Annotated in this window: 18 protein-coding genes; 11 read left to right on the top strand and 7 right to left on the bottom strand. The window is 68.1% G+C overall.

Annotated features, from left to right (window positions below):
• Positions 1-189: 189 nt before the first annotated feature.
• Positions 190-906, top strand: a complete 717-nt coding sequence (locus ACN469_RS08040; protein WP_498765802.1) for an RNA methyltransferase — start codon at positions 190-192, stop codon at positions 904-906.
• Here ACN469_RS08040 and ACN469_RS08035 read toward each other — a convergent pair.
• Both ACN469_RS08035 and ACN469_RS08030 read right to left on the bottom strand, forming a co-directional pair.
• Positions 903-1,142 carry a hypothetical protein gene (locus ACN469_RS08035; protein ID WP_498765800.1) on the bottom strand — a complete coding sequence of 80 codons (240 nt, stop codon included), beginning with the start codon at positions 1,140-1,142 and terminating at the stop codon, positions 903-905. The two genes, ACN469_RS08040 and ACN469_RS08035, sit on opposite strands and share 4 nt — an antisense overlap.
• Before the next feature lie 124 nt (positions 1,143-1,266).
• Positions 1,267-2,259, bottom strand: coding sequence for a DUF1028 domain-containing protein (locus ACN469_RS08030; protein ID WP_498765798.1), 993 nt, complete (start codon positions 2,257-2,259; stop codon positions 1,267-1,269).
• Between the two features lie 126 nt (positions 2,260-2,385).
• Between ACN469_RS08030 and ACN469_RS08025 the strand changes: the two genes are divergently transcribed.
• The gene (locus ACN469_RS08025; protein ID WP_498765796.1) at positions 2,386-2,610 is read left to right on the top strand and encodes a hypothetical protein; all 225 of its coding nucleotides are present in this window, start codon (positions 2,386-2,388) and stop codon (positions 2,608-2,610) included.
• A gap of 46 nt (positions 2,611-2,656) precedes the next feature.
• Here the strand turns inward: ACN469_RS08025 and ACN469_RS08020 are convergent, their stop codons facing one another.
• Positions 2,657-3,241, bottom strand: a complete 585-nt coding sequence (locus ACN469_RS08020) for a DUF2911 domain-containing protein (RefSeq protein WP_498765794.1) — start codon at positions 3,239-3,241, stop codon at positions 2,657-2,659.
• Between the two features lie 488 nt (positions 3,242-3,729).
• Here ACN469_RS08020 and ACN469_RS08015 point away from each other — a divergent pair, with 488 nt between their 5' ends.
• Together ACN469_RS08015 and ACN469_RS08010 are read left to right on the top strand one after the other, a co-directional pair.
• The gene (locus tag ACN469_RS08015; RefSeq protein ID WP_498765792.1) at positions 3,730-4,611 is read left to right on the top strand and encodes a sensor histidine kinase; all 882 of its coding nucleotides are present in this window, start codon (positions 3,730-3,732) and stop codon (positions 4,609-4,611) included.
• The gene (locus ACN469_RS08010) at positions 4,608-5,537 is read left to right on the top strand and encodes a response regulator (protein WP_498765790.1); all 930 of its coding nucleotides are present in this window, start codon (positions 4,608-4,610) and stop codon (positions 5,535-5,537) included. The genes ACN469_RS08015 and ACN469_RS08010 overlap by 4 nt, the downstream gene beginning before the upstream one ends.
• Positions 5,538-5,553: 16 nt before the next feature.
• On the opposite strand, the gene ACN469_RS08005 is transcribed toward ACN469_RS08010, so the two are convergent.
• On the bottom strand, positions 5,554-5,727 hold the full coding sequence (locus ACN469_RS08005) for an alpha/beta hydrolase family protein (RefSeq protein WP_498765788.1): 174 nt from the start codon (positions 5,725-5,727) through the stop codon (positions 5,554-5,556).
• Between the two features lie 220 nt (positions 5,728-5,947).
• Here ACN469_RS08005 and sitA5 point away from each other — a divergent pair, with 220 nt between their 5' ends.
• Both sitA5 and ACN469_RS07995 read left to right on the top strand, forming a co-directional pair.
• Complete coding sequence (gene sitA5 / locus ACN469_RS08000; protein WP_498765786.1) at positions 5,948-7,303, top strand: SitA5 family polymorphic toxin; 1,356 nt, start codon at positions 5,948-5,950, stop codon at positions 7,301-7,303.
• Positions 7,303-7,653, top strand: a complete 351-nt coding sequence (locus ACN469_RS07995) for a DUF2019 domain-containing protein (RefSeq protein ID WP_498765784.1) — start codon at positions 7,303-7,305, stop codon at positions 7,651-7,653. Before sitA5 ends, ACN469_RS07995 begins: the two co-directional genes overlap by 1 nt.
• 29 nt (positions 7,654-7,682) lie before the next feature.
• Here ACN469_RS07995 and ACN469_RS07990 read toward each other — a convergent pair whose 3' ends face one another.
• On the bottom strand, positions 7,683-8,687 hold the full coding sequence (locus ACN469_RS07990) for an alpha/beta hydrolase family protein (RefSeq protein WP_498765782.1): 1,005 nt from the start codon (positions 8,685-8,687) through the stop codon (positions 7,683-7,685).
• Positions 8,688-8,837: 150 nt separating this feature from the next.
• Between ACN469_RS07990 and ACN469_RS07985 the strand changes: the two genes are divergently transcribed.
• The 4 genes from ACN469_RS07985 to sthA all read left to right on the top strand — a co-directional run bounded on the left by ACN469_RS07985 (position 8,838) and on the right by sthA (position 14,927).
• Positions 8,838-9,644: a pseudouridine synthase gene (locus tag ACN469_RS07985; protein WP_498765780.1), complete on the top strand. Its 807-nt coding sequence runs from the start codon at positions 8,838-8,840 to the stop codon at positions 9,642-9,644.
• Positions 9,645-9,733: 89 nt separating this feature from the next.
• Positions 9,734-11,581: a right-handed parallel beta-helix repeat-containing protein gene (locus tag ACN469_RS07980; protein ID WP_498765778.1), complete on the top strand. Its 1,848-nt coding sequence runs from the start codon at positions 9,734-9,736 to the stop codon at positions 11,579-11,581.
• 97 nt (positions 11,582-11,678) lie between these two features.
• Entirely contained in the window at positions 11,679-13,484 is a 1,806-nt protein-coding gene (locus ACN469_RS07975; protein WP_498765776.1) for an alpha/beta hydrolase family protein, read from the top strand.
• 36 nt (positions 13,485-13,520) lie between these two features.
• The gene (gene sthA, locus ACN469_RS07970; RefSeq protein ID WP_498765774.1) at positions 13,521-14,927 is read left to right on the top strand and encodes a Si-specific NAD(P)(+) transhydrogenase; all 1,407 of its coding nucleotides are present in this window, start codon (positions 13,521-13,523) and stop codon (positions 14,925-14,927) included.
• A gap of 4 nt (positions 14,928-14,931) precedes the next feature.
• Here the strand turns inward: sthA and encD are convergent, their stop codons facing one another.
• A complete protein-coding gene (gene encD / locus ACN469_RS07965; RefSeq protein ID WP_498765772.1) occupies positions 14,932-15,249 on the bottom strand; it encodes an encapsulin nanocompartment cargo ferric reductase EncD in 318 nt (105 codons plus the stop codon).
• 42 nt (positions 15,250-15,291) lie between these two features.
• Positions 15,292-15,654 carry a nuclear transport factor 2 family protein gene (locus ACN469_RS07960; RefSeq protein WP_498765770.1) on the bottom strand — a complete coding sequence of 121 codons (363 nt, stop codon included), beginning with the start codon at positions 15,652-15,654 and terminating at the stop codon, positions 15,292-15,294.
• Positions 15,655-15,867: 213 nt separating this feature from the next.
• Between ACN469_RS07960 and fusA the strand changes: the two genes are divergently transcribed.
• A complete protein-coding gene (gene fusA, locus ACN469_RS07955; RefSeq protein WP_498765768.1) occupies positions 15,868-17,982 on the top strand; it encodes an elongation factor G in 2,115 nt (704 codons plus the stop codon).
• Positions 17,983-18,014: the final 32 nt, after the last annotated feature.

Below are 18,014 nucleotides of genomic sequence, written 5' to 3'. Positions count from 1 at the left end.
GTGGTCGACCGCACACGGCCGGGACGCGGCCCCCACGCGTCCCCGAGCCCACATGGTGTACCCAGAGCCACACTCCCGGTGGCCTCCGCGCCCTCACCTGGCGGTCGATGGCGCCACGCTATAGGAGGGCCCCGTGCCCGGGTCAACGCCCCAGGCCCGCGCCCTGGAAGGCGCTAAGGTGCCCCGCGCATGGTGCTGCCCGTCCGTTTCGTCCTGATGCGTCCGCGCAACGCGGAGAACCTGGGTGCCGCTGCTCGGGCGCTGAAGAACTGTGGCCTCTCGGATTGGGTGTGGGTGACGCCCGAAGTGGAGGATTTGACGCCCGCGCGCCGGCTGGCGGTCCATGCCGAGGACGTTCTGGACGGCGCCCGCCGCGCGGACACCCTGGAGGAGGCCATCGCCGACTGCGTCTGGGTGGTGGGGACCAGCTCGCGCAAGGTGGAGGGCAAGCGACGGCTGCCGCCGCGCGCGGTGGGCGAGGAGCTGGTGTCGCGCGCGACGCAGGGCACGGTGGCGCTCGTCTTCGGCGATGAGCGCAGCGGGCTCACCAACGCGGAGGTGGAGCGGTGCCATGACCTGTCCGCCGTGCCCACCGCGCCGGAGCAGCCGTCCATCAACCTGGCGCAGGCCGTGCTGCTGTATGCCTATGAGGTCCGCGTGGCCACGCTGGAGGAGCATGCGCCGCCGCCGGGCCCGCTGCCCGTGGCGGCCACTGACACGGAGCTGGCGCAGGTGGAGTCGACGCTGGAGGGAGTGCTCAGCTCGGGCGGGTTCCTGATTGACGAGCAGCCGGGGCGCACGGCCTTGAGGGACTTGTTCGCGCCCCTGCGTCGCTCACGGCTCACCCGCAAGGAGGCGCGGCTGTGGCTGGCCGCGCTGCACACGCTGCGCAAGCGCGGGACTTAGCTGGAGCGGGCGGAGCGACGGGGGCGCGGCGATGACGGGGGCGGGCCTCGGTGCTTGCGCGACAGGCGCACCGCGACCCACGCGAAGACGGCCGCGGCGATGACGAGGAGGGCCACCCAGTACCAGTAGCTGGGGCCGCTCGACTCCGCGGGAGTGAGGGTCATGTCCTGAGGCACCTGTGCCAGCGCCATGAACGGGACGAGCAACGCGAGCACTGGTGTCAGGGGGAAGCGCATGAGTGTCCTCGTCGACTGAACCTCTTCATCGCGCTCGGTGATCACAAGCGCTCGCGCCCGCTGTCCCAGCGAGAGGAATCTCCAACGCTCGGGTGCTCGCTCCCTGAGCGGCTCGCGCCGGGGCTCACTTCGTGGGCTTGGAGCCCGTCAGCCGAGAGAGGAGCTTCGGGTCGTCCGGGAGGAGTCCAGCCGCGGGCAGTCGGAGGACGAGCTCTCGCCAGCGGGGATCGGCGGCGTACGTGCGCTGGAGCAGCGGGAGGGCTGCGTCCACGCGACCCACGCCGACGAGGGAGATGGCGTGCCAGAAGACCATCTCCGCGTTTCCGGGCGCGAGCTTCTCGGCCGAGGCGTACGCGGCGAGCGCGGCGTCGGTGTCCTTGCGCTCCAGGGCGAGGTCTCCCTCGTTCATGAAGTTGTAGGCGCGCTGGAGGGTGACGAGGCGGCGGAGTTCCTTGAGGGGCTCCGGGTGGTCCTCGACGCGCAGGTCGAAGCGGCGGTCCATCCAGGGGCGGCCGGTGGACTTCGCTGAGACGACGATGAGCGCGGCGGACTGCTTGCCTCGGATGTCGCCACCCTGGGCCTCGGCGGCTTCGAGCGCGGCGAGCATGCGCTCGGCGAGGTCGCCCTTGGCTTCGCGGTACGCCTTGGACATGGCGGGCCAGACGGTGGACTTGTCCATCATGTTGGCCTGGACGGAGAAGCCCTCGCCGACGGTGTGGCCGGCGGCGGCGATGCAGCTCTTGCCGGTGTGCGCGGAGACGCGGCCCTGCGCGTCCACCATGGCGACCTGGCGCACGGTGTTGGCGGCGTCGGCGGCGAGCAGGCCGTTGAGGGCATCGGGCGCGCTGCGTCCGGCGCGCATGAGGTCCAGGCCGAGGCGGCCGTAGGACGGGTCCACGAAGGACTGGGTGGCCACGGCGCCGACGCCGGCCTCGGCCCAGGGTACGGCGGAGCCCACGGAGAACCAGTGGGACTGGACGGCGACGCCCAGGTCTCCCGTCACGGGGTCCCTGGCGACGATGGAGTACGTGTGGACGGGGCGGCGCGGAGTGGCGGGAGGCTCGGCGGCCACGGCGGTGAGCGAGAGGAGGACGAGGCAGACGGCGAGGCGGGACATGGCGGCTCCTGCGGGCGAGGAGGCGCAGGGTGGGCGAGCGGGCGAGCGGCCGCAAGGCCCGGCGCGGCACGCCTGGGAGACGGCCTTACCTTTCGTGAGGAGTCCTGAACCCGCGAGAGGGGATGCATGGATCACATGCCTTACGAGTCGATGGTGGTGGGCGACGAAGAACCCGGGCGGGGTGGTGGCCAGCCGCCCAGGAAGGACGAGCGCGAGGAGGAAGCTCCGGGCCGTACGCCGAAGAAGGCGGAGGGCGAAGAGCAGGAAGAGCGCCGGATGCCACAGGACGAACCGGGCAAGACTCCGGGCGTGTCCGAGGGCGAAGACCCGGACAAGATCCGGCGCGAGTAGTCCTCACCGTCGCGCGAGTGACGCGACAGCGTCGCGGCCGTAGCTGCTACTTCTTCTTCGCCACGGTCAGCGGGACGGAGACCTGGGTGTTTTCCCAGGCGAGGTTGAGCGCGGGGGCCTTCTCATCGAGGGTGATGGTGAGGGCCTCGTAGGTGTCCGGGGACTTCTTCGCGGGCACGTCCACGCGCAGCACGTCCTTCGTCTTGTCGTACTTGTACGCGCCCCACTGGCCCACGTCCTTGTTGACGATGAGGGTCCACTTGTCGGCCTGGGGAATGGCGAAGAGCGCGTAGGTGCCGGCCGCGAGCTTCTTGCCAGCGAGTTCGATGTCACCCGTGGTGGTCAGCTCCGTGGCCTGGTTCGCGCCCAGGCGCCACACCTCGCCGTAGGGGACCAGCTTGCCGAAGACCTGGCGCTTCTCGCCTGTCTTGGGGTCCTGGATGCGGGGCGAGTGGTACGTCACCTTCACGTAGGTGTTGTCGTCCAACTTCTTCGCCGTCATGGCGAGGGGGCTCACGGGAGCCTTCTCGGGAGGAATCGACTTCTGGGCCGCCGCGGGCGTGGCCGCGAGGAGGAAGAGCGCGGCGAGGGCGGGGATGCTCAGGTGCCAGGAGAATCGACGGTTCGTCATGGGGGCGTCCTTTGCGTGTGAGTAGGGCCCGGAGGGAACAGGACCCGGCGCCACCCTAGCCGCAATGCCGGTCAGTGCGGGCGGGGGCGGTTGCCCCGCGTCTCCTAGTCCACCCACCCGGTGGGCCATCTGCCTGGTTGCGCCGGCGGCCATGCGCGCCTGCCTCACCGTATGACACGGAGAGGCTCCGGGCCGCACGCCGAAGAAGGCTGAAGGCAGAGAGCAGGAGGACGAGCTCCGGATGCCGCGGGAGGAGCCGGGCAAGACTCCGGGCATGTCCGAGGGCGAGGACCCGGACACGATTCGGCGCGAGTAGCGGATTCGAAAGCCGTTCAGGGCCCGTGTGACTTCCCTGCGCTGGGACACTGAGGTCGCGATCCACGCACGTCCTTGGCCGCCAGAGTGCGTGTGCCTATGCTGCCGCCCTCCTGCACGGGGGCTGCATACGGCGCATCCTGTATCGGCTGCAAGAGTTTGGCATCCTCTCGGTGGGATTCACCGACACAAATCGCACCGTCATTTATACCAGCCCCACAGGTGAAGAGCTTCTCGACGAAATTGCACGAAGTGAGGAGTCTTCCCTGGCACTCCTCGCGAGTTCTCTGATTGCGGACCTCACTCTGACAGCCACCGAGTCGGCAGCCCGCTCACTCCAAACTGGAAGCACAGGCACTGCCCGTTCCAACACGGCAGCCGAAGCAACCTCGCGCCAAGCTCGAATGGTCGCCCACGAGGTTCGGAACACACTGGTCCCGGTCAAGACAGCTCTCAACGCCATGTACCGGGAACTCCTGCTCGGCGCACCGAGTGAAATCCTGGCTCGCAGACGAGACCGCATCGACCGAGGCATCGACGCAACCTTTCGGTTCATCGAGCAACTCGTCGAACTGGCCAACCTCGCCGCCACACCAGCGGAACCGTTCGAGCCCTTGTCCGCGATTCGTGACGTTCTCGCCAACATCGAGCAGGAGACCGGGTTCAACCTCCAGCATGCACTACCCGACGCCCTGCCCCCCATCTCTGGGCACCGGGCCCGACTGATAATGGCGCTCGCCAACCTCCTCAGGAACGCCACGCAGGCCACGCTGAAAGGCTCGGCCATCATCCGCCTTCACGCCGAGCCCGTCGACGCGGCAAGGGCCATTCGCCTCACCGTCGAAGACAACGGTCCCGGCGTTCCGGAGAACATGCGCCGGGCCATCTTCGACGAGGGAGTCTCCCTCCGCCCGGGCGGAAGTGGACTCGGCCTTGCTCTCGTGCGGGAGGTGTTCGAGAAGGAGATGAGGGGACTGGTCGCCTGTGACGCTTCGCCCCTCGGTGGTGCACGCTTCACCATTCGCATCCCGGTCACTGGCGCGGAGCCCCTATGAAACCGTCGGGAAGAATCCTCATTGTCGACGACTCCCCGGACTTCCTGGACACCTACCAGACCATCCTCGCCACCGAGGGCTACGTCGTCGTCGCCGTCGAGGACGCGAAGTCCGCGCTGGCGAAGCTCGACGAAAAGGGCTGGGACCTGGTGCTCCTCGACCGGAAGCTGCAAGGCCGGTCCGGCCCCGACACGGGCCTGGACCTCATGCGCGACATCCAGGCGCGGGCCCCGGGCGCGAAGATCATCCTCGTCACCGGCGTGGCGGATGCGGAGTCCGTCGAGCGCGCCTTCTCCAGTGGCGCTTACGACTACCTCGAGAAGAACGCGTACCTGGAGACCATTCTCAAGGTCAAGGTGCGCAACGCACTAGAAGCCGCACGCGAACGGCGCATGGCGGCCCTGGCCAACGGAAAGCGCGAAGAGGCCATCCGCGAGCTGTGGCGAAGCGTCCAGACCGAATTGGATCCGCACCGCAAAGGCCAGCAACTCGAAGACCTCGTCGCCCTGCTCTTCAAGTCGATTCCCGGTTTCGAGCGCACCCAGACGAACCGCAAGAGCCTTGACGAGCAGATCGACATCCTCGTCCCCAACGAGTCCACCGACCCGTTCTGGCAGCATGCCCAGTCGCAGTATTTCCTGGGCGAGTGCAAGCACTGGGCAAAACCCGTGGGCCCCACCGAACTCGACTCGTTCCGACTCGACATCAAGCGTCGCTTCGGTCGATGCAAGCTGGGCTTCTTCATCGGCATCGGCGGATTCACCGAAGGCTTCCGAACTCGCCTCGCGGCTTCACGCGAGGACGACGCCCTCATCGTCACAGTCAACGCGGCCCAACTCGAGGAACTGGTGGAGACGAAAGACAGGAACGCGAAGCTGAAGGACCTGCATGCCCGCGCGCTCATGGCGAGCACGCGCGACACCTGAGCCCCTTCAACTGTCGTCACTCCCCGGAGCGATGAACCGCATCAAGAATCGCCCCGCGCAGCGCCGCCCCTGACGTGAAGAGCGCGGAGATATGACCCGCGTCCAGGATGCGTAGCTCGCTTCCGGCCCAGTGCGCGTGAAGCGCCTGCGCCTCGGACAGCGGAACGAACGCATCCCTCGCGCACGCCACGATGGGAAGAAGGAACCTGGCGCTAGATCTGGAGTAGAGAAACAGGCGAGCGGAGCCCGAGCACACGCACCTGCATGACTTTCACGTAGGCACTCCGCCGGCCGCACGCGCGAACCAGCGCTGATTCAGTCCGGAGCATTTTTCAGCTCTATCAGGTAGTGCTCGACCCTCCATCGACGACGGACCCCAAGGAAGGGGTCCAGTGCCATGAAGGCGCCACATGCTGCCACGCTGGTCGATTCGCTTACTGCTCGCGCTGCTGGCCGGATGCAGCGGCACTACGAAGTCCGTGCGCCTGCATACGGGCCACGGAGAGCCCCTCGTCATCACCCCACGCAGCAACAATGCCGCGCCGGTGGAACTGGACGACGACGACTTCGTTGGAGCGGTAGAAGCCCTGACCCGAGGCGTGAGGCCCTCCACTCGTCCCCAAGAAACGGCCCGTCGACTGTTCGAGATGGATTCGCGCAGTGGTTCGTACCTCTATGAGGCACGCAGTCACCGTGTCATCGCACTGGGCCCGGGCGAACATCTGGAGGTTGAACCACCCACAACAGAGGTGGAGCTGACACGCACCTATCTGCGCTGGTGCGAGCGCACCCACAAGCCCGGCGATTGCCTGCGCATCCTGGTGGAGAGTCCCGCTGTCACCGGGGATGGCCGTTACGCCTTGGCGATGGCCCTGGCCCAGGGCGCGGTGATGGACGAGATGATGGACGCATTCAAGGACATGGCCAACCCCCAGGCCATGATGTCAGCGGTTCTTTGGACGTGGACCACGTACATGATCCTGCTCGCGGTACCCGAGCCTTTCTCGAAGGGCGCGGCCGCTGTGATGACCGCCTCCCTCATTGCCTATGTGGGGATCGATACATTCTGGAGCCTCATCGTGGGCTTCAAGCGACTGGTAGAGGAGGCGGATCGGGCTGCCTCATTTGACGAACTGCGCGAGGCAGGGGAGCGCTACGGCAAGGTCATGGGCCGCAACGCGGCGCGCGCGTTCGCCATGTTGGCCACGGTCGCCATTGGGAACACGGCTGCGGGGCTGGGCTCGAAGGTGCCCATGCTCCCCGGCGCCGCACAGGCGGCGGTGCAGGCTGAAGCACAAATGGGCATCCGTCTCGCGGCAGTCGCGGACGTAGGCACGGTGGCAGTGAGTGCCGAGACCGTCACCATCGCCCTCATACCCGGCGCGGTGGCAATGACGGCCAGAAGCACAGGTGGCGGTACCGCGGCCAAGGCTCAACCCACTGGCTTCAGGGCCTGGGGATCGTTCAGCGGATTCAAGAAGGCCATGGGACCCGCGGGCCCAGGGAAGCAGTGGCATCACATCGTCGAGCAGACCCCGGGCAACGTGAAGCAGTTCGGCCCCCAAAGCATTCACAACACCGAGAACATCATCCCGCTGGACAAGGCCCTGCACACCGACGTCAGCGCTTTCTACTCATCGATCCGGCGTATCATCACGGGCTCCAGCACTTTGACCGTGCGACAATGGTTGAGCACACAGTCCTACGAGGCCCAACGCAAGTTCGGGCTGCGGGCTCTTGAGAATGTGGCGGAGGGGCGCTGGTAATGAAGTTGGAAAAACTGGTCGAGCAGTTCGCGCTGAACGTAGCGGCGCAGACCGATGCCATCTTCCAGGGTGATGCCAGGACAGGGAACAAGCACGCCAGGAAGTACGGTGCCGCCGTCGACCAACTCCTGGCCTATGGAAACGCGGGACGTGATGCCCTCCTCGTTCTGCTCAAGCATGAGCGCATGGATGTACGTGTCATGGCCGCCGCGCATCTGCTTCGTTACCGGACGACTGAAGCAAAGGCGGTTCTTGACGAAGCCGCCAAGGGGAAAGGACTGGTGCCCTTTGAAGCCCAGCAGGTGCTGCAGCACTGGGAAGAAGGAACCTGGGCGCTCGACCCGGAGTAGGGGCCTGCTCAGAAATCACTGAGCCGAAGTCACTGCCCGGAGCGATGAACCGCGTCGCGAATCGCTCCGCGCAGCGCCGCCCCTGACGTGAAGAGCGCGGAGATATGCCCCGCATCGAGGATGCGCAGCTCACTCCCCACCCAGTGCGCATGAAGCGCCTGCGCCTCCGACAGCGGAACGAACGCATCCCTCGCGCACGCCACGATGACGGCCGCGCTCGGCTTCGCGGGCGGAGGCAACAGACACGCGTTCGCCGCGTCCAGAATCGTCGCGAGCCTCAGCCGCGCCAACGCTTCATCCGGCGACCCACCCAGCTTCTTGAAGTCGATGGAGCGCCCGTGCACGCCCTTCGTGAACACAGGCGCCGGAGACGCTCCCGCCGCGAGCGCCGCGACTCCCACGGGCTCCGGCATCGTCGCCGCCGCGAGCGCCGCCATGTAGCCCCCCATGCTGTACCCCGCCACCGCGACGCGCTCGTACCCTTCCCGCCTCGCATGCGCCACGAGCGCCCGCGCCTCCTCGATGCTCGCGATGTTCATGTTCAACTGCTCGCTCACCGTGCGGATGTGCGGCCCCTTCTGCCCCGTCGCCCGGCGCGTCCCGTAGAAGGGGTTCTCCAGGAAGTAGAGGTCCACCCCTTCGTCGACCAGCGCCGCGAAGAGCCAGGTCCTCAGCCGGTACCCCTCGTCCCGCGACGAAGCCAGCACCACGCACGCATCGCGCCCACGGCCTCGCGTGGAGGAGAACCACCGCACCCTTCCGCGACGAACCTCCGGAGGCAGCGCCGCCCAGGGCGAGTCGAACGAGCCATCCCGAAAGCAACGACGCCCGCGCGCCTGCTCCGCCTCCCAGCTCATCGAGAGCGGGGCGGGCCGAGCGCAGAGCCGGTCCGACAACCCCGGCCCCGTGAACGCCTGCTCGTCCCCCCAGCCGTCACAGAACAGCGAGTGACTCGCCAGCGAGGCGATGAATCCATCCAGGGGATGCATCCGGGTTTCATCCCGGACAGGCGGCGTTCCGGCACGCGAGGTCATGCCCATGACTCTACGACGGCAACCCCCGGACGTCGGCGGCGAGATGCGCCACGTCGGGGAACTGGTGATGATATGACGCCGCCCTCGCGGCGGGTCGACGACACCCGGTGCTCCCGACCCGCCCTCGCGTCACCTGCCCCCTGGAAGCCCATGCCTCGCAAGTACGACAAGCCCAAGCCCCCGCAGGATCACCAGCGCTGGGAGGGCAAGGAGAAGCCGGACTGGCTGTCGCGCGCGCTCGCCCGAGCAGGCGTGTTCCCCCAGAAGGAGGCCGAGGACGCCATCCGCGCCGGCCGCGTCACCATCAACGCCCGCGTCGCGCTCATGCCCCTCGCCCCCGTGCCCGCCGGCTCCGTCGTGCGCGTGGATGGCAAGATCATCCCGCTGTCGGCCCCCGCCACGCGTGTGCTCGCCTTCCACAAGCCCGCGGGCGTGCTGTCCTCCACCGTGTCCCAACACCGCACCGGCACCGTCTTCGAGGTGCTCCTTCGCCAGCTGCCCCCCGACCTGGCCGGCTACACGTGGCACGCCGTGGGCCGCCTCGACGTGGACTCCACCGGCCTCCTGCTCTTCAGCAATGACGACAAGTTCGTCGCCCACGCCACCTCTCCGGACACGCAGCTGCCCAAGCGCTACGTGGCCACCGTCTTCAGCATCCCCGACGAAGCGCGCGTGGAGCCCCTCCGCCAGGGGATGACGCTCGACGACGGCCCCACCCGTCCCGCCACCGTGCGCATCCGCGACGAGCACACCGTGGAGGTCACCCTCACCGAGGGTCGGCACCACCAGGTGAAGCGGATGCTCGGCGCCGTGGGCCTCCCCGTGCGAGCCCTCCACCGCGAGGCCGTGGGCAGCATCGAGCTGCTCGACATCCCCGAGGGGACCTTCCGCCTCCTCACCGACGAGGAAATCAAAGAGGGCCTGCGCTACTCGGGACGACCCCCACCCGCCGAGTGACGTCGCCCCTCCACGGCGGCGACTGACGCACCCTCCGCGACACCGGCTTTGCTCGCGGTGAGTCCCTGCTCCGGGCAGAATCCCGGCGCATGAACGCTCTCATCCGGCCGTGGTCCTGGGCTGTCCTGGTGCTGTTGTGCGTCGCGTGTGGCGGGGGAGACGACGACACCCGGGACGACGCCGGAACAGGCACTCCCGATGGCTCCGGAGTCCCTGTCGACAGTGGCACGCGTGAAGACGGCGGCCCCCACTCCGATCCGGATGGGGGCTCGAATGCGAACCCCGACAGCGGCACCATCGCGCCCGACGGTGGGGCGACCAGCGCCGACGCAACCGTCCCCGGGGCCATCACCCTCCCCTTCCCGACGCTGCACCACCTGACCGTGGAGTGGGCCTTCACCGGGGACGCCAACACCAACGGCGTCGTCTCCGTCCGCTTCCGTCCCACCGGCACGAGCACCTGGCAGCAGGCCCTGCCGCTGCGCCGAATCGCCTCGGGCACCAATGAGGCCTTCAGCTGGGGCCTGCGTCACTCCGGCAGCGTGTTCGGCCTCCAACCTGGGACAGGCTACGAGTTGGAGCTCACCCTCACTGACCCGGAGGGAGGCTCCACCACGCGGACGGCCACGGCGACCACGCGCGCGGTGCCCGCTCCCATGGCGGGCGCTCCCATCAAGGCGGTGACGCCCGCCACCTTCGCCACCGTCGCCTCGAGCGCACAGCCGGGAGACATCCTCGAGCTGGCCTCCGGGACGTACAGCGCGTTCGACTGGTCTCGCAGCGGCACCGAGGGCAAGCCCATCGTCCTGCGAGGCACCACCGGCACCGTGCTCACCGGCCCCATCAACCTGTTCAACCAGAGCTACGTCCACTTCGACCGGCTCACCATCAACGGCCGCGTCCGCTTCAATGGCTCGAAGCACTTCGTCCTCACCCGCTCCACCGTCAACGCCACCACCGCGAACGGCGGTGATGCCGTCGTCACCTTCCTGCGCGCGGAGAACGCCTATATCGCCGACAACGTGGTGACAGGTGTCACGCAGTGGGCGGAGTCGTCGCTCGGCGTCAACGGCAACAACCAGGGCGAGGGCATCTGCGTCACTGGCCCGGGCCACGTGATTCTCAACAACCGCGTCACCGGGTTCCGCGACGGAATCTCGCTGATGGAGGACGACGCCGCGGTGGACCAGTACAGCATCGACATCCTGAACAACGACCTCATCGGCAACGCGGACGACGGCGTGGAGGCGGACTTCTGCTTCCACAACTGCCGCATCGTCGGCAACCGCCTCACCAACAACTTCATCGCCCTCTCATCCCAGCCGAGCCTCGGCGGCCCCACGTACTTCATCCGCAACGCCGTCTACAACGCTGTGCACATCGCCTTCAAACTGTACCGGGGCAGCTCGGGTGACGTGCTGCTGCACAACACCGTGGTGAAGCACGGGGATGGGCTCGGCATCGCAGCGGGCAGGCCCGTGGCGAACCTCTACACCCGCAACAACCTGTTCCTCGGCGGACCGGGCGGCTCCTTCAACGGATACAGCAGCGGAAACGCCAACGGGCGCGTGCTCTACATCCCCGACCTGGTGACGGCGAGCGCCAACCTGGACCACGACGGCTTCGGCACCACGTCCGGCAACTTCACCGCCACCTGGGCTGGCAGCGCCCTCACCGGCCTGAGCGCCCTGAGAGCCAGCACCACGGAGAAGAACGCCGTGCAGGCGGACCTCGGCGCCTTCTCCGCGTCCGTCGCGTACCCCGCCGCGCCCATGACGCTGTACGCCGCACCCGACCTGCGCCCACGCGCGGGCTCCGTCGTGGAGAACGCGGGAGCGCCCCTCCCCAACATCAACGACGGCTTCAGCGGCGCGGCACCGGACCTGGGGGCCTACGAAGTCGGCGCTCCCATGCCCACCTACGGCCCGCGCCCCTGACGTCAATCACGCGGGACTTGCGCTCGCACGCGGACGGCACAGACTCGGGCCTCCCTCCTGCTCCTGGGAGGCCCGCCCCTGAAGCCGAGGCGCATCCATGACCCGGTATCGTCCCGCTCCACGCTGGCTCGCCCCACTGCTCGCGCTGCTCGCCCTCCTCCCCGCCAGGGCCGAGCAGGCGCCGGAGCCCGACACCGGAACGCTCCTCTCGGAGCTGCGGACAGTCACTGACTACGACGCGAAGACGCCGCTCGACGTGAAGACGGTCCGCACGCAGCGGCGCGGCGACGTCACGGTGACGGAGCTGACGTACGCCAGCCCGAAGGGCGGCCGCGTCCCCGCCTATCTCGTCACGCCTCCAGGCCCCGGGCCGTTCGCGGGCCTCACCTTCCTGCACTGGGGCCAGGGCTCGAAGAACGAGTTCCTCGACGAGGCCCTCTCCCTGGCCCGCGCGGGCGTGGTGTCGCTGCTGGTCGACGCCCCCCACGTCCGCCCGCTCCCATGGCGTGGCTCGCTCAAGGGCGCGGCCATCTACGACACGTCCCTCCAGATGCTGGTGGATATGCGGCGCGCGGTGGACCTGCTCGCCTCGCGGCCGGAGGTCGACGCTCGGCGGCTGGGCTACGTGGGCCACAGCATGGGCGCCATGGCGGGTGGCGCCCTGGCCGGCGTGGAGCCCCGGCTGCGCGCCTTCGTCCTGATGAATGGCGTGGGCGACTACTCCAAGAGCATCCGCGAGATGGAGCTGGACAACGAGAAGCAGCTCGCCGACGCGATGTCGAAGGAGGACTTCGCGAAGCTCGTCCGGAAGATGGAGGCCCTCGACGGCGTGGTGGGAGTCAGCCACGCGGCTCCCCGAGCGCTCTTCTTCCAGAATGGCCGCTCGGACCCCTGGGTCACCGCCGCGCAGGTCAACGCGTTCATCGACGCGGCCACGCTGCCCAAGCTCGCCAAGGTCTACGAAGGAGGTCATGAGTTGGGCGAGGCCGCGCGCAGGGACCGGGCCCAATGGCTGCGCACGCACCTGGGCTTCGGCGAGGTGCCCGCCTTCGGCCCGCCGATGGTTGCCTCCCCCACGCCTCCGGAGCTCCAGGGCGTCTCCCTGCCCGAGTGGACCAAGGCCCGCCCCGTCCTCACCATCCCCGGCATGGAGGAGGTGCAGGTCCGCCGAGGGCTCACGTACACGCGCGCGGGCGGTCACGACTACAAGCTGGACCTCTATGTTCCGGACGCGGCGGCGATCGCCCGCCTGCCCATCATCGTGCTGGCCCATGGGCTGCTGCACCCGGACCTGACGCCCTTCGTGAGAGACCTGCCCGCCTTCGCCGGACAGGCCCGCTGGCTGGCCACCCAGGGCTACGCGGTGGCGCTGGTGGAGCTGGGCTCACCGTCCACGGGCGCCGAGAAGTCACAGAGGTTCACACGCGTCGCCGAGCTCCAGAAGCGCGTGGACGCGGCGCTGGCCTTCGTGCGCAAGCAGGCGGCCACGGAGCCGCTCGACGCGGACCGCGTCTGCCTCATGACCCTGTCCGCCGGAGGACTCTGGGGACTGGCGCCCGCGCTGAGCAAGGCGCCTGCCTCCTGGCTGCGCTGCGCGGTGGCGTGGTACCCCCTGCTCGGAAGCCCGGAGCTGCCCCGGGGCCTCGCGCCGCTCGACGCATTGAAGGCCGCGAATGCCCGGAAGCTGCCGCCGTTGCTCGTGCTGCGCGCCGGCCTGGACGCCCCTGGGCTCAACGCCTCCCTCGACGCGTTCGTGAAGGAGGCCCGGAGCCGAGGGGCCCCTCTCACGCTGGTGGAGCTTCCGGAGGGCCACCACGGCTTCGAGTTGACGGACGACGTGGAGGACTCGCGCGAGGCGATGCGCAAGACGGCCCTCTTCTTCGAGGAACATCTGCTTCAGTGACTTCAAAGGGCGCGTGGCCTCGCGTACCTTCGCCCCATGGTGGACTTTGACCTGGTGGTGATTGGCTCCGGACCGGCCGGCGAGTGGGGCGCGGTGCAGGCCGCGATGGCGGGCAAGCGTGTCGCGGTGGTGGAGCGGGAGCCGGTGCTGGGAGGCACGGCGGCGAACACGGGCACCCTGCCCTCGAAGACGCTGCGGGAGACGGCGCTGCACCTCTCCGGCCTCAAGGCCCGGGGCCTCTACAGCGTGGAGACGACGCTGCGCCACGAGGCCACCGTCTCCGACTTCCTCTACCGCGAGCGCCGGGTGAAGGGCATGGAGCGCGAGCGCATCGGCCACAACCTCCAGCAGCATGGCGTCCAGGTGGTGCAGGGCGTGGGCTCGTTCGTGGACGCGCACACCGTGCTGGTGCGCCGCCCGGGCGCGGAGGATTTGCGCCTCACCAGCTCCGTCATCCTCATCGCCACCGGCTCGTCACCGTACCGGCCGCCGCTGTACCCCTTCGGCGACATCCGCGTGCATGACTCGGACGAGGTGCTGGAGATTGGACGGCTCCCCAGCTCGCTCGTCGTCGTGGGCGGCGGCGTCATCGGCTGCGAGTACGCGTGCATGTTCGCCGCGCTGGGCATCCCCGTGACGCTCGTGGAGGTGAAGCCCGAGCTGCTGCCCTTCCTCGACGACGAAATCTCCGTGCTGCTCGCCCAGCGCATGGAGGCGCTCGGCATCCGGCTGCGCTTCGGCCAGACGGTGGAGAAGGTGGACGTGCCCGCCGCGTGCGAGGTGCCCATCCGCCTGACGCTCTCCTCGGGCGAGGAGGTGGACACCGACCAGGTCCTGGTGGCCTCCGGCCGCTCGGCGAACACCACGGGCCTGGGGCTCCAGGACATCGGCGTGAAGCTGGGCGCTCGCGGCCAGGTGGAGGTGGGCCCCAGCTTCCAGACGGCGCTGCCCCACATCTACGCGGTGGGCGACGTCATCGGCTTCCCCGCCCTGGCCTCCACCTCCATGGACCAGGCGCGCATCGCCGTGGAGCACGCCTTCACGCTGGAAGGTCCGCAGGCCCTGGCCACGGTGCTGCCCTACGGCATCTACACCATCCCCGAGGTCTCCATGGCCGGGGAGACGGAGGAATGCCTGCGCGCGAAGCAGGTGCCTTACGTGGCCGGCCGCGCCTCCTTCGCCACCAACCCGCGCGGGCAGATCATCGGCGAGATGTACGGCCTCCTGAAGCTGCTCTTCCACCGCGAGAGCCTGAAGCTCCTGGGCGTGCACGTCATCGGAGAGCAGGCCTCGGAGCTGGTGCACGTGGGACTGGTGGCGATGCTCACCGGCTCCACCGCGCGCCTCTTCGTCGAGACCTGCTTCAACTACCCGACGCTGTCGGAGGCCTACAAGGCGGCCACGTTCAACGCGCTGGACCACCTCAAGCGCGGCACCGGCTGAGGCGTCAGCGGCGCGGGAGCTTCACGCTCCCCACGCTCTTCAGGCTGCCCACGGTGAGCCCCGAGGGGCTCGGCGCCGTCTCGTGGACCTCATCCGCGGAGGACCGGGCCAGCGCACGCGGCGCGGCCCCGGCGTCCACGACGGCCCCGGAGGCACCGCGCAAGAGCTCCTGGACGCGCTGCCAGCGGACCTTCTCCTCCGCCATCAGCCGCGTCAGCTCCTCGCGGGCCGAGCCATCCGGCAGCCCGGCCGCGGCGGCGGCGACCTTGTCCAGGAAGGGCAGCAGGTAGCCGAAATCTCTGTCGAAGGCGTTGGGGTTCATCTCCACGCCACCCTAGCCCATTCCACGGGGCCGGCGGCCGTTTCAACCGTGGTACACGCGCGAGGCGACAATCCGGCCCCCGCGTACTTCCAACACCTCCGCCACCGGCATGGGCGCCTCGCCCGGCGCATGGCGCAGATACTCCATGAAGACGCGCTCCCCATCCGCCGTCAGCGCCGTCTCCTCGTAGCGAAGACCAGGCAGCCGGGCGATGGCCTCCCTCCACCACTTCGCCAGGGCCGGCCGGCCCACCAGGAGCCCCCCTGTCTCCGGGTGTAGCACCCGAATCTTGGGCGAGGTGTGGGTACAGTCCTCGGCGTACAGCGCGACCAACGCCTCCACGTCATGGGCGTTGAAGGCCTGCAGCCAGGCTCTGGCCACGGAGAAGTTTTCGCTCGCAGTCATGGTTGGAAACCCTCGAAAGAATTCAGCCCGAGGCCGCGAACCTGCGCGCGCCCGGGCTGCCCTGTATATAAGGTGGAGCCCAATTTGTAGGCAAAGGTGAGATTAACAGACCTCACCTTCATGCGGATTTGGCTGGAAACCAAGTCCCGTGGGAAGTAAGGGCCCCGCCTGCTCTGTTCCCTCAGGCACTTTCAAGAAAAGAAGGACCGGATCGTGGCCGCCAACGCACCCATCGACAAGATTCGTAACATTGGTATCTCTGCCCACATCGACTCGGGCAAGACGACGCTCTCCGAGCGCATCCTGTTCTATACGGGCAAGATCCATGAGATCCACGAGGTCCGCGGCAAGGACGGCGTGGGCGCGGTCATGGACTCGATGGATCTGGAGCGTGAGAAGGGCATCACCATCCAGTCCGCCGCCACGTACGCGATGTGGGGCGAGTACAACATCAACCTCATCGACACGCCGGGACACGTGGACTTCACCATCGAGGTGGAGCGCTCCCTGCGCGTTCTCGACGGCGCCATCCTCGTCCTCTGTTCCGTGTCGGGCGTGCAGTCCCAGTCCATCACCGTGGACCGGCAGATGAAGCGCTACCGCGTTCCGCGCATCGCGTTCATCAACAAGATGGACCGCGCCGGCGCGAACTATGACCGCGTGGCCGCGCAGCTGAAGGAGAAGCTGAACCACCACCCGGTGAAGCTCCAGTTCCCCATCGGCGCCGAGGACCGCTTCCAGGGCCTCATCGACCTCATCCAGATGAAGGCGTTCTACTTCGACGGTGAGAACGGCGAGAACGTCCGCGAGGAGGAGATCCCCGCCGACATGCTGGACGAGTCCAAGGTCCGTCGTCAGCAGATGATCGAGGGCGTGGCCGAGGTCGACGACCAGCTCGGCGAGCTGTTCCTGGCCGACGCCGCCATCCCGAACGAGATGATCGCCGCCGCCGTGCGCCGGGCCACCATCGCGCTGAAGATGACGCCGGTCATGTGCGGCTCCGCCTACAAGAACAAGGGCGTGCAGCTGCTCCTGAACGCCGTCTGCGGTTTCCTCCCGAACCCCATCGAGGCGACCAACGAGGCGCTGGACCAGAAGAACAACGAGGCGAAGGTCATCCTCGAGTCGGATCCGGAGAAGCCCTTCGTCGGCCTGGCGTTCAAGCTGGAAGACGGCCGCTACGGGCAGCTCACGTACATGCGCATCTACCAGGGCCGCGTCGCCAAGGGTGACTTCATCGTCAACCAGGTGAACCAGAAGAAGGTCAAGGTTCCGCGCATCGTCCGCATGAACTCCAACAAGATGGACGACATCCAAGACGCGACGGCCGGCGACATCGTCGCGCTGTTTGGCGTCGAGTGCGCCTCCGGCGACACGTTCACCGACGGCACGGTGAGCTACACGATGACGTCCATGCACGTCCCGGACGCGGTGATTTCGCTCGCCGTGACGCCCAAGGACCGCGCCACCCTGGCCAACTTCTCCAAGGCGCTCAACCGCTTCACGAAGGAAGACCCCACCTTCCGCGTGCACCGCGATGAAGAGTCCGCGCAGACCATCATCCGCGGCATGGGTGAGCTGCACCTGGAGATCTACATCGAGCGCATGAAGCGCGAGTACCAGTGCGAGGTCATCGCCGGCAAGCCGCAGGTCGCCTACCGCGAGACCATCAGCCAGAAGGGCGAGTTCTACTACACGCACAAGAAGCAGACCGGCGGCTCCGGTCAGTTCGCGCGCGTGTGCGGCTACATCGAGCCGCTGCCCGCGGACGCGGTGCAGCAGTACGAGTTCGTGGATGACATCGTCGGTGGCGCGATTCCCCGCGAGTTCATCCCCGCGTGCGACAAGGGCTTCGCCGAGGCCGTCAAGAAGGGCAGCCTCATCGGCTTCCCCGTCGTCGGGCTGCGCGTGGTCATCAACGACGGCGCGTTCCACGCGGTCGACTCGTCCGAAATGGCGTTCAAGACGGCCGCCATCATGGGCTTCCGCGAGGGCTACGCCGCCGCCAAGCCCATCATCCTCGAGCCGATGATGAAGGTGGAAGTCACGGCGCCCCAGGACTTCCAGGGCTCCGTCGTCGGCCAGCTCAACCAGCGCCGCGGCACCATCCTCTCCACCGAGACCGACCAGGGTCAGGTGACGGCGGTGGCCGAGGTTCCGCTGAACGCGATGTTCGGCTACTCCACGGACCTTCGCTCCGCGACGCAGGGCAAGGGCGAGTTCACCATGGAGTTCGCCAAGTACACGCCGGTGCCCCGCAACGAGTCCGAGGCCCTGATGGCCGCGTACAAGGAGAAGCTCGCGGCCGAGCAGGCGGCGCGCAAGTAGTCCGCGCCACCGAGACGTCCAGGTTGTAAGGA

Origin of the sequence: Corallococcus terminator, from assembly GCF_049194865.1 — a bacterium.
GTDB classification, from domain to species: Bacteria; Myxococcota; Myxococcia; order Myxococcales; family Myxococcaceae; genus Myxococcus; species Myxococcus terminator_A.
This window is presented reverse-complemented; position numbering and strand designations above follow the sequence as displayed.